This window comes from Paenibacillus sp. B46(2026) (genome assembly GCF_056786355.1).
The window spans coordinates 1327536-1340248 of record NZ_CM165907.1 but is presented as its reverse complement, the minus strand read 5'-3'; the positions used below and the strand labels follow the sequence as shown (position 1 = coordinate 1340248).

7 protein-coding genes and 1 pseudogene are annotated in these 12713 nt (G+C 46.9%); 4 read left to right on the top strand and 4 right to left on the bottom strand.

What is annotated here, in order from left to right; translation table 11 throughout:
- Window positions 1-164 precede the first annotated feature (164 nt).
- Window positions 165-1138: pseudogene (locus AC1S8V_RS05985) on the top strand (ring-cleaving dioxygenase).
- Between the two features lie 464 nt (window positions 1139-1602).
- Here AC1S8V_RS05985 and AC1S8V_RS05980 read toward each other — a convergent pair.
- Together AC1S8V_RS05980 and AC1S8V_RS05975 are read right to left on the bottom strand one after the other, a co-directional pair.
- Window positions 1603-2448, bottom strand: coding sequence for a hypothetical protein (locus tag AC1S8V_RS05980; protein ID WP_482072852.1), 846 nt, complete (start codon window positions 2446-2448; stop codon window positions 1603-1605).
- Between the two features lie 198 nt (window positions 2449-2646).
- Window positions 2647-3924, bottom strand: coding sequence for a methyl-accepting chemotaxis protein (locus AC1S8V_RS05975; RefSeq protein ID WP_482072851.1), 1278 nt, complete (start codon window positions 3922-3924; stop codon window positions 2647-2649).
- A 325-nt stretch (window positions 3925-4249) separates the two neighbouring features.
- Here AC1S8V_RS05975 and AC1S8V_RS05970 point away from each other — a divergent pair, with 325 nt between their 5' ends.
- A complete protein-coding gene (locus AC1S8V_RS05970) occupies window positions 4250-5683 on the top strand; it encodes an aspartate ammonia-lyase (protein ID WP_482072850.1) in 1434 nt (477 codons plus the stop codon).
- 130 nt (window positions 5684-5813) lie between these two features.
- Here the strand turns inward: AC1S8V_RS05970 and rpoN are convergent, their stop codons facing one another.
- Together rpoN and pruA are read right to left on the bottom strand one after the other, a co-directional pair.
- A complete protein-coding gene (gene rpoN, locus AC1S8V_RS05965; RefSeq protein ID WP_482072849.1) occupies window positions 5814-7118 on the bottom strand; it encodes an RNA polymerase factor sigma-54 in 1305 nt (434 codons plus the stop codon).
- Between the two features lie 315 nt (window positions 7119-7433).
- Window positions 7434-8981: an L-glutamate gamma-semialdehyde dehydrogenase gene (gene pruA / locus AC1S8V_RS05960; RefSeq protein WP_482072848.1), complete on the bottom strand. Its 1548-nt coding sequence runs from the start codon at window positions 8979-8981 to the stop codon at window positions 7434-7436.
- Between the two features lie 411 nt (window positions 8982-9392).
- Here pruA and AC1S8V_RS05955 point away from each other — a divergent pair, with 411 nt between their 5' ends.
- Together AC1S8V_RS05955 and AC1S8V_RS05950 are read left to right on the top strand one after the other, a co-directional pair.
- On the top strand, window positions 9393-10316 hold the full coding sequence (locus tag AC1S8V_RS05955) for a proline dehydrogenase family protein (protein WP_482072847.1): 924 nt from the start codon (window positions 9393-9395) through the stop codon (window positions 10314-10316).
- A 509-nt stretch (window positions 10317-10825) separates the two neighbouring features.
- Window positions 10826-12676, top strand: a complete 1851-nt coding sequence (locus AC1S8V_RS05950; protein ID WP_482072846.1) for a sigma-54 interaction domain-containing protein — start codon at window positions 10826-10828, stop codon at window positions 12674-12676.
- Window positions 12677-12713: the final 37 nt, after the last annotated feature.

Genomic DNA, 12713 nt, shown 5'->3' with positions numbered 1-12713 from the left:
AGCTGCATCGGAAGCATATGCTTCGCCTTTATCCCCGGATTTCCCCTTTCAAAAAGGAATCAAAAAATCTGGGGATAACAGCGATCGGAAGGTTGTTCTGTCATCGGAGTGCCAGTGTAAATAATCCTTAGTTGAATTTATAACCTAACTTAGGAGGAATTATTATGCAAATTAAAGGACTTCACCACGTATCCGCTCTAACCGCACATGCCGATCAGAACTATCGTTTCTATACTAATATCATGGGGCTTCGCCTCATTAAGAAAACGGTCAACCAGGACGATGTGTCCGTGTACCATCTCTTCTATGGTGATGAGAAAGGCAATCCAGGTACCGAACTTACCTTCTTCGAAATTCCGATGGCCGGACAGACTCGTGAAGGCGTGAACAGCATTTCAGCAACGTCACTGCGTGTGCCAAGTGATGCGGCACTTACGTATTGGCAGCAGCGTTTTGACGAATTCGAAGTTGATCATGGAGAGATTGTTGAACGGGGCGGTCGTGCCACGCTCTCGTTCACGACTTCGAAGGACAACGTCTGATTCTGGTCTCGGATGAACACAATACAGGTGTCGCTGGTGGCAAACCATGGGATCAGAGCCCTGTGCCCGCTGAATATGGCATTGTAGGCTTGGGCCCTATCCATCTTACAGTGAAAGACGCCTCTCTTACCGCTCCGGTTCTCACCGAACTGCTTGGTTTCAGAGCCAAAGGAAGTTACCCGGCCTTTACTCCAGGTCAACCTGATGTACTGGTCTTTGAATCGGGCGAAGGTGGTAGTGGCTCCGAGGTGCATGTTGAAGAACGTAACGATCTTGCACAAGAACGTCCTGGACGTGGTAGCGTGCACCATGTAGCTTTCCGTGTGGACAATGAGGAAGAGCTGAAACAATGGGTAGAGCGGGTTCATAACTTCCAATTCCCAAATTCCGGTTTTGTAGACCGCTTCTACTTCCGCTCCCTGTATTTCCGTGAAGCAAACGGTATACTGTTCGAGCTGGCCACCGATGGTCCGGGATTCGATACAGACGAAGAAATGGCGCATCTGGGAGAATCGCTTGCCTTGCCACCATTCCTTGAAAGTCGCCGCGCGGAAATTGAAGCCAATCTTAAACCGCTGGACACCGTCATTCGTTAAAAATAAAAACGATTATCACAATGTGTGTTATGGACTTGATCCAGCAACATCATCGTTGATCATCGTTTTTGTATTACGTCTATTTTATTTAACCAAATACGATGTTGTAAGAGGTACAAACAGCGATGAACCTGGATCTTCTGAAACAATCTCAACAAAAACAGCTTCAGTACCCGATACATCCACGTCCAGACTTGCCTTTGTAAGTCGTCTCCGCGGGATCTTTGGTATGCCATGCGGTAGATTCCAACACCGTTTTACCATTTGCATCTTTGGTTGTCACCGTAGCACAATTCCCTATCTCCGGGCAGCACAAAACGAGGCTGTATGTCCCGATTTTTTCAGCCTCGCCCTGTTCCCCACTGTCCGTAAACGCAGAAAGGGAGATATTCTTTTCAAATGCTCATTAAACTACACTCGAGAACTTCCAATGCCTGCTGCTCTACGATATCAACATGATGTTATCAATCAAAAGATTCATAATATTCTTCTTCATACACTTCCATGCTGTACTTCAAATCTGTAGCTTTCCACTCACCATCCATATATTCATATGCAAATGTTAGATCACCAGCATATAAAGCCACACCGTAAGATCCTGCTGCTGATACGACAAGTTGGCCATTCTCCACACTGTAATATGTTACTCCGCCAAATCCCAACTCTTCGTTATACACGCCGCCACTCGTGTCTCCCTCGATCCTTGAAGGTTCTGCTTGAACGCCATCAACGGCAACATCAACATCAACACGGTCTGATCTAACCGAAACATTCGACTTCACATGCTGCTTCACGATCTCATCTAGGGATTGCATCTTCATCTCTTCCAGCGTCACCGGATTAATAATACGTGCTTGTCCCAAATAAATACCTGTTCCATGTCCTTTCGTATATAAAACAACAATCTCTTTTTGTCCGTCTCCATTCAGATCCAGCTCGTGTACTTCGGGTTTGTAAGACCCGCCTTCTCCTTGCCAATCACTAAATTCTCGCGTCTTGCCGTCCACTTCCAAAATCATTCCGTTATATATATATCCTGAACCCTCGACTTTCATAGGGTATAATCTGACGTTCTCATTCTCTGGAGCAATCGAAACATATTCCTCTTTCACGGGCAAGGATTCCGTTGTTGTCTTCGCTGTGTCGTGCATTTTATCTATATTGGAAGCCTCGACCACTGCGGTCTGGCTGGATTGCTCATCTATGTTAAGCTGTTTTTGCGATTCATTCATGGTTCTGGCAGCCGAAGTTGTACTAATCGTAGCTACCGCCAAAATAATCATCAGCAGGATACCTGTCCAAGTTTTCAATATACTGGGCTCCTTTATCTGTTGTGATAATCCTATTATATCTTCATTTATCGCCTGCAAGTTGCGAATTTGTTAATCTTTCATAAAATAATCTTTACAAATTTTCATTTTCACGAAAGAACGTTCGGCTTTAACCAGAATAAGCAAAATTTCATGCCAAATACATCTCTAAAAAGCAAAAAAAATTCCGAACACAGCTCAAGGCTGCATCCGGAATGCTTTGGTTTTGTCCATTAACCGATCCGTTAACTGTCTCAGTTCTTCAGCCGAGGATGAAATCTCCTCCATAATGGCTGTCTCTTCGTGTGCGGCATCCATGATTCGTCTTGCCTCATCCGAGAACGATCCGGCTTTCCCCTGGATTTTCTTCACATGACCGTGCGTTTGTTCCACGCGACCTGTCTGTTCTGCAATCTTGGAACCGATATCATGTGCACCCTTCATAAACACTTCCACCGTACCTGTCAGTTCATGCAACGTCTGATCCACAGAGATAGTTCGCTCGGATTCATTAACCACCAGACCATGCTGCTCATGAGTCAGTTGTGCTGTCTCCCTGATTCGCTGCTGCACACGACTGATCAGCTCATTAATACGGTGCACCGATTCCTTACTCTCATCTGCCAGCTTGCGGATCTGCTGTGCAACGACTGCAAATCCTGAGCCTTCTTCGCCAGCTCGTGCAGCCTCAATGGACGCATTCAGGGCAAGTAGCCCTGTTTCCTCAGCAATGTTTTTTACAGAATGTGTAATCACCTCGATATCGGAGGCTTCCTTCTCCAGCAACAGCATAATGTCGCGGGAACGATTGTGAGACTCGGCCAGCTCGTCCATTCCTTTCATTAACGATGAGAAAGTCTGTTTCGTATGATCCACGGATCGTTCCATCTGACCGGACATCTCTGTCATGCCCATGGACTGGCTATGCATACGCTGAAAATCGTTTAACATCTCATCGGCTGTGATCAGCGATTGATGGGAAGTGACCTTCTGCTCTTCTACGCCTACCGCAATATGATCCACCGCATCCGACATCATCTCGATCTGTTCGGCGGCCTGGGTAATTGCTTCACTCAGAGACTGGGCATTCTGAGAAGTTGTCCGTGTACTGTCCGCAATATCATTCACAATACTTCTGAGATTAGAAACCATTACGCGAAATGCATCATATAATACGGTAAGTTCATCCTGTGCACGTCGCTGCGGAATCTCGGTTGTCAGATCCCCGGATGAAACTTGTTGTGCCGCACGAGACAGATGAACAATCGGACGAGTCAGCCAGCGAGAGGCGAACCACCCGAGAATCCCGTTCCAACATACCCCCATAACAAGGATGATGGAGATATACAACCAGCTTGGCATGTTGAAAGAGAGCCAGTCCTGGAGGAAAAATATAAAAAAGCCGCTAGTTCCGTACGTAATAATTGAGATTAGTACCAAACCTGCGACTGTCTTTGCGCCTAAAGTCCATTTCATGTTTACACCCCGTAGTCCTTTTTTCCTATTTTACCAATCATGTACCAAATATCATGTGACATACATCACTGAAAACGTTCTATCTACTCCCTGTTTCTGGTTCATGCATGACTTCACTACCATGTAGTGCATAATGAATAAGACAAGCTTTTCAGCCCCCTTTAATGAGCAACTGCGTGTAAATTTAATCCCTAATTTAAATTATTATCGGTAAAACAGGCAAAATGATTTAGCTTGGCATCCATTTTGCTTAAATGATATACTGAGTGCGCTTCGGCAATGCCGGAGCTGACCTATTTATTGGATGCCACTGGAGGCGAACGAAATGTCTACTATGTCCACAAGGACGGAGAAAGATTTTATCGGTGAAAAAGAAATTCCGGCTTATGCCTATTACGGCATTCAGACGGTGCGGGCCGTGGAGAACTTCCCGATTACCGGCGTTCCGGTACACCGGGAGCTGATCACAGCTCTGGCTGCGGTGAAAAAGGCAGCGGCAGTTACGAATATGGAGCTGAAAATGCTACCAAGCAAAATTGGCGATGTGATTGTCATGGCGGCTGAAGAAATGATGAAGGGCCATCATCTGGATCATTTTATTGTGGACTCCATTCAGGGCGGTGCAGGTACCTCCATGAATATGAATATGAACGAAATTTTGGCCAACCGCGGGCTGGAACTGTTAACCAAAAGCAAGGGAGACTACTTCCATTGCAATCCGAACAACCATGTAAACATGTCCCAATCCACCAATGACGTGGTGCCTACAGCACTGCGTATTGCGGCGTATCAATTGTCCGAGACGTTACTCGCTACCATGAAAAGACTACAGGATGCGTTCCGTAAAAAAGAAGAGGAATTCAACGATGTGGTCAAGGTAGGTCGTACCCATCTTCAGGATGCTGTGCCTATTCGCCTTGGACAAGAATTCGGAGCTTATGCCCGTGTAATCGGACGGGATATCGAGCGTCTTGAATTCGCCAATCGCCGCCTGCTTACCATTAACATGGGTGCAACTGCGGTAGGTACAGGACTCAATGCTAAACCCGAGTATATTATCAAGGTTACAGAACATCTGTCGGATGTTACCGGACTACCACTACAGACAGCTGAAGATCTTGTGGATGCGACGCAGAATACGGATGCCTATCTGGAACTTTCAGCCGCGCTGAAGGTATGTGCGGTCAGCCTGTCCAAAATCTGTAATGACATTCGCATGATGGCTTCAGGTCCGCGTGCAGGATTCAATGAATTGCGCCTGCCACCGCGTCAGCCAGGTTCCTCTATCATGCCAGGCAAAGTGAACCCGGTTATGGCAGAAGTCATTAACCAGGTATCCTTCCAGGTCATGGGGAACGATCATACAATCTGTATGGCATGTGAAGCTGGTCAATTCGAGTTGAATGTCATGGGCCCGGTTATTGCGTTTAACTTGCTGCAATCACTGAAAATTATGAATAACGGCATTGATGTCTTCACACGTTATGCTGTGGAAGAGATGGAAGCAAACCGCGAGCGCTGTGAATTAATTATGAAGCAGAGCTTCAGTGTGGTTACGGCGTTGAACCCGCACTTAGGTTATAATGTGGCGGCTTCCATCGTGAAGGAAGCGCTCAAGACTGGACTTTCCTTGCAAGAGATTATTTTGGAACGCGGACTGCTGACACCGGAAGAACTGGAAGAGATTCTTCATCCGGAACAGATGACTACACCAGGGATTGCCGGAGAACACTTCCTGCGTAATATGGAACGTTTGTAGGTAATCAGGAGATCTAATGCAGGGAATGCAGAAAACCCAATACAAATAACATCCCAAAGAACCCCCGCAGACCGTTCATCCGGTTTGCGGGGGTTCTTGCATTGGGAGATGATAAACGCCTGTTACTCCGTTAAGCCCATCGTTTACGCTCAAGGGAAGGCAGAATCTGAAGTTCCTCCCTGTACTTGGCAACCGTTCTGCGGGAGATGACAATTCCCTCCGCTGCGAGCAGTGTGGCTAAATGACTATCCGAGTACGGCCGCTGCGTCTGTTCCGTGCGAATAATTTCTTTTAATCTCCGTTTCACCGCTGATGCGGAGGTTTTATCCCCTGACGTTGTACCAATTCCCGAGGCAAAAAAAGCTCTGAGTTCATATACACCATGCGGGGTGTCAATGTATTTACCGTTCACCGCACGACTTACCGTTGATTCATGCATGCCAATCTTCTCTGCAATAACAGCCAGATTAAGCGGTCTTAGCGCGGATGGTCCGCTGGTCAAAAAGCGCTTCTGCTCTTCCATCACGGCCGCCAGCACACGCATTAATGTTCTGCGCCGCAGGTGCACACTACGAATGATAGCCCTCGCCTCTGCCGCGCGGTTAGACCAGATTTCGTCCGGTGCCTCATCCCTGATCCAGCGGGTACATGCTTCATTCATGGATACACGAGGGTTACCTGCCGCATGCAGACTGAAATGGGCCTCACCATTACGCAATCCGACAATGGCATCCGGAATAATGTAATGCGGTCGTTCCGTACATCCGATGGATCGGCAAGGCTTGGGGTCGAGACGTGTAATATAGTCATAGGCAGCCTGGGCTTCACGTGAAGTCATACCCAATCGACTTCCTGTTCTACCTGGGTGAAAAGGAACCAGTGCTTCCAATCCCGCTTCCACCATGCGTTCAGCGTACAGAACAGCCGATGGATCACGCCTGATCTGGAGCAGCAGGCATTCCTGCAGATTCCGCGCCCCTATACCTGCGGGGTCCAGCGACTGGAGAAGTTCCAGTCCCGCTGTAATCTCATTCATGGGCAGTCCAAGTGCTGCTTGCACCTCTGACAGCTCAACCGTCAGATACCCATCATCATTAACACACCCTGCCAAGTATATTGATATATTTCCCCATTTGTCTGGAATGGTCATCACTCGAATTTGTGCAATCAACAATTGTTCCAGTGTAGGTTCGGCACCTTTAACCTGAAGCAGCGGATCATAGGAAGCATAACTGCGCTGATCCATTCGCCGTGGGATCCGGGCGAGGGGCGCAGCTTGTTCTTCCAGTTCAAGCACTGGATTTTCTTCTGTGGCATCCTGCAAATAACGGGTCAGATCCTGACCAGACAAGGTTAGCAAATGAAAGGATTGTTTCATCTCCGGCGTGATGGACAGCCGAATACGTTGTTCCTGTACCAACTGAACACCTAACATCCGTGTCCCTCCTTATGCGTTGCTGGGCAATAAACCTCTGTTTTTCTTATAATGCGTGTTCAAAAAGTCTGATTTTCAGTACCGAGAAGATGGAATGAAGCTAGAAATGGAGTAGCGGAGCGTAGGAAAACTACGTGAGCAACGGACATTTCGGCTGAATTTCATATTCGATGCTGACGATGCCGCTAGGCATGATTTGTAATCAAAAGTGGACTTTTTGAACTACCTCTTATACGAACAAAAGCATTTGCAGGGATAATAGCATACTATTCAAGCGATTGTAAGCACTCTTTTAGCTGAATTATAATAATCCTTCTAGTATTTCTCCGATACCAGCTTCGCTTGTGTAAACAACAGCAGATAGTCTCTTCCACCTGCCTTGGAATCTGTGCCCGACATGTTAAATCCGCCAAATGGATGCGTGCCCACCAGTGCCCCGGTACATTTCCGGTTGAAGTACAGATTACCCGCGAAGTACTCACGTCTTGCCTGTTCCAGATGTTCACGATTACGTGAGATCACCGCGCCGGTCAGGCCATAGTCTGTATTATTGGCGATATCCAATGCGTCCTGGAAAGATTCTGCTTTGATAAATGCAAGCACAGGTCCAAAAATTTCATCCTGAGCAATCCGGGCTTTTGGGTCCACATCGGCAATAATGGTTGGTTCAATGAAATAACCCTCGACATTCCCTGTACCACCTCCATGCACAAGACGTCCCTCTCCCTTGCCAATTTCAATATATTCCGTGATCTTCGCATAGGCCTTGTCATCAATAACCGGCCCGACCTGACTGCCAACTTCAAGTGGACTGCCCATCGTCAGTTTCTGTGTCCGTTCAATCACTTTTTGCAACACTTCATCATATACATCCTTATGAATAATGGCACGGGAACACGCCGAACATTTTTGCCCTGAGAAACCAAATGCCGAAGCGGTAATGGACTCTGCCGCCAGTTCCAGATCGCTGTCGCTGTCTACAACGATGGAATCCTTGCCACCCATCTCTGCAATAACTCGTTTGATCCATTTTTGACCCGGAGCGGTACGAGCTGCACGTTCATTAATTCGCAGCCCTACATCTCTGGAACCGGTGAAGCTGATAAATCGGGTAAGCGTATGATCCACAAGATAATCGCCAACTTCACTGCCTGATCCAGGTAAAAAGTTCACTACGCCATCCGGCAAGCCAACTTCTGCGAGCAGTTCCATGAATTTCGCAGCAATTACCGGCGTTGTGCTGGCAGGCTTCAAGACCACCGTGTTGCCGGATACCAGTGCAGCCGAAGTCATGCCTGCCATAATGGCCAGCGGGAAGTTCCAAGGTGGAATGACAACGCCAACGCCCAGCGGAATATAACTCAGCTCATTATCTTCCCCTGCAATCCGTACGAGGGGCTGTGGTTCACTCAGTCGCTGCATATCCCGTGCGTAGAATTCCATAAAATCAATGGCTTCGGCTGTATCCGCATCGGCTTCAGGCCAGGTCTTACCAGCTTCATAGACCATCCATGCCGAGAACTCATGCTTGCGACGGCGCATAATCGCAGCTGCTTTGTACAGATAACGGGCCCGTTCATTCGGTTCAGTGTGTTTCCAGGTGTGGAATGTCTCCGCTGCGGTCTGAATGGCCTTTTCGGCCAATTCCTGATCTGCCTGGTGAATGGTTCCGACAACCTGATTCTTGGCTGCGGGGTTCACGGACGTTAACGTGCGGCTACTTGTTATTTTTTGCCCCCCAATAATAATCGGATATTCCTTCCCAAGTTCAGCTTCTACCTGACGAAGTGCGTCTTCGAATGCTTCCTGGTTCGCCGGGACCGCAAAAGGTGTGAATGGTTCGTTAACAAAAGGGATATTCATGAATGATTCCTCCTTCAGGATGTGGGTTTCACTGGCTGCTCGCCTGAATTGATATGCATGTTACTCATCACCAAATATATGTAGCAAAATCCATGCCAACTCCGTTTGGAACTGAAATATTTTTCTCGTTAAATTTAACTAAAGAAAATTCACACTGCCCACTCCGATGACAGAACAACCTTCCAATCGCTGTTATTCCCAGATTTTTTGATTCCTTTTTATAAAGTTAAAATCCGGGAATAAAGGCGAGCGCTCCGCTTCTTCAGGTTCTTTCTGTCCTCTCCGTTTTGTGTAAATGTTTAGTTCAATTTATATAGATAATTTTCATATAAAAAAATAGTAGACCATCGCCAAATCTGGCACGTTTTTTGCTTGAATTAAGGATGCACAATGCTGAAGGAGGAAACGAAAATGAGTGTAGGAACGGAAATATATCGTAAAACCTTGTTGACTGTGGCAGGCAACAAAGCAGTAGAGAACCTATCCATCAAATACGGCAAAAAGCTGGCAGGTAAGTTCATCGCAGGCAATGCCCTGGAGGAAGCTCTCGAAGAGATTCGCATACTCAACAACAAGGGCATCATGGCTACACTCGATCATCTGGGCGAAGGCATCACCCGTCTAAGCGAAGCGGCATTATACAGGGATGAGTATGTACGACTGGTCGAAGGCATTGCACGTGAGAAGGCCGATTCCAACGTCTCTCTAAAGCCTACCCAAATGGGCCTCGCACTCGACCCTGAAGAGGGTTATCGAAATATCCGTACGGTAGCTGCACAAGCCAAACTGCATGATCTGTTTGTCCGAATCGATATGGAAGACAGTCCATTTACTCAAGCGACACTGGACATTGTGCGCAGGCTGCACGCCGAAGGACTGCACAATACAGGCACAGTATTGCAAGCTTACCTTCATCGTACGGAGGAAGATACGCGTGATATGATTCGGGAAGGCATCAGGCTGCGTCTGGTCAAGGGAGCTTATAAGGAACCCGGATCTGTTGCCTATCAGAATGCTTCTGAAGTCATTCATCAATTCAAAACGATGATACGCAACCATCTTGATCAGGGCGTGTACACAGCGGTTGCCTCGCATGACGATCACATCATTAACTGGACGAAACAATACGCCAAGGATCGGGGAATTTCGCCGGAAGCCTTTGAATTTCAGATGTTATACGGTCTGCGCATGGGTGAACAGGAACGTCTCGCCAAAGAAGGTTATCGCATTCGCTGCTACGTACCATATGGCACCATGTGGTATCCGTATTACACCCGCCGTTTGGCCGAAAAACCGGCTAATCTCTGGATGGTTGTTAAAAACATGTTCCGTTAAACCATTCCAGAATGAATTACCTCTATAACCATGCTGCCCTGTTTTCTTGGATAGCATGGTTTTTTAATCTATAAATTTGGATGAGATATAAGACTGAATTCTCATTCTTTAGCGTGTTATAACCTGATTAATATGTCTAAAAAATAAGAAACCTCAAATTGAAATGTCTAATATAATGGACACAGCAGGGCCTCTTCAGCCTTTCAAATAACCCCGTTTCCTCCTTCCCTCCGTTTTTCACTCCATTACACAGAATTATTTACGTCATGTTTCTTAACATTAAAACCACCGCAACCAACTAATTTTATGGATAACAGAAGCTTTTACCCCACTTCCATCCAATGTAATCGCATACAATAAGGGATAGGATCATAACCATAGATTCCCATCATTAAACCTGAACACCCGATGTCAAAAAATATATACACACCTTCATCCGAACGTTATAATATACATAATTTCACATTCTTCATTTTGTATAAGTATACGCTGTAACCGAGGTGATCCCGATGAGACATTTACTTCCTGAACTGAATTCTTTGTTACGAATAGATATGAGTATTCACGATGAAGTCCTCCATGAGGAACATACACTTCAGTCTCTACAGTCAGAACCCCATATAAGTGCAGACAAACCTGTCTTCATACGCTGCACTACAGGGTACGCTTGGTTGTACAGCCAACCTAATAGAACAACACCTTACGGTAGTCTGCCTGTGCCTGTCGTCTCTGCTTCGATCCAACTTGCGGAAGTTATCCCCCTGTTCGCTACGAGCCCTTTTCTATTAATAAAGAATGATCAGGGCGAATGCGAAGGCTATATCGCGGTGTCCGATGTCTTGCATGCCATGATGCATGCGCATCGGCTGATGGAAGCCTATTTTGAGACCACATTGGAAACAGCAGGTTCTGCCTTGACCTTAATCAATGAAGAAGCCAAGGTGGCCTACTGGACATCTGGTGCAGAGCATGTATTTTCAATTAGCAAAAACGATATTATCGGACAGCCTGCAGCAGACTTTTTTCCGCCCGACCGACTTCAATCCCTCAAGACGTTATATACCGGCGAAACGGTCTATCGCAAACAACATCAGCCGAGACCAGATCTGTTCGCTCTGATCAACGCCCGCCCGGTTCAACTGGATGGACGCATTGTGGGCGCAGTAGCTGCTGAAGTGGATATTACAACGGAGATTCGATTGCATCAGGAATTATTACATATGACATCCAAAGTCCAACATCTGGAGAAGGCCGTTGCCAGGTTGCGTCCTGACACAGATCCATTTGCTCGCATCAAAGGCAGCAGCCCGGTGATTCGCCAGTGTCTGGATACCATCCGCAAGATCAGTACCACCTCAGCTACAGTACTCATCCTCGGAGAGAGTGGCACAGGCAAGGAGTTATTCGCCAAAGCCATTCATGATCTTCGTGAATTGCAGACTGCACCATTTATCGCGATTAACTGTGGGGCAATTCCCGCTTCCTTGTTCGAAAGTGAGTTATTTGGCTATGAGAAAGGCGCATTCTCTGGCGCTGATCCCAAAGGCAAAAAGGGCAAGATTGAGCTTGCCGAAGGTGGTACTCTTTTTCTGGATGAGATCGGTGAGATGCCATTGGAATTGCAAGTGAAGCTACTTCGGGTGTTGCAGGAGAAGAGTTACTTTCCTGTGGGGGGAACACGTATGAAACAGGCCGACTGCCGGATTATCGCAGCAACCAACCAGAACCTGCTCAGCATGATTGCCCGTAATCAATTCCGGGAAGACCTGTACTATCGACTTAACGTCATTAATCTCGTCATCCCTCCACTGCGAATGCGCAAGGAAGATATATACGAATTAACCCAGACGTTCCTGCAAGAGTTCTCATTGCTGTATAACCGTCACATTGAGTTGGTTCCACCTGAAGTGTTCAAGTTACTGTTCCAATATGATTGGCCAGGCAATGTACGTGAATTACGAAATGTGATAGAACGCCTGACCATTCTGACCACAGATGGGGAGGTCAAGCCGGAATACCTGCCTGATACCCTCACTTCCCTATTAACCCTTCAAGAACAGTCCGAAGTTCAGCAGACATCGGGAATTCATTTACATTCCAACAGTGAACACGAGCAAAGCCAATATTCCGCGGGGACGGAACAAAAACCTCGAACTGCTGCGAATGTGGGGGATTCGGATGTTTCGGATGATACCACACTTGTCACCAATGATACCTACCAGCAAAAAATGGACACCTATGAAGCGCAACTTCTAATTCAATATCTGAAAGCAGCAGGTGGCAACAAACGAACACTCGCGAAACAACTCGGCATCTCCAGAGCAACGCTCTATAATCGCATGAAGAGGCTTGGTCTATGACCAGCCTCTTCTTGTCGATATTATCGGTATGATGAAT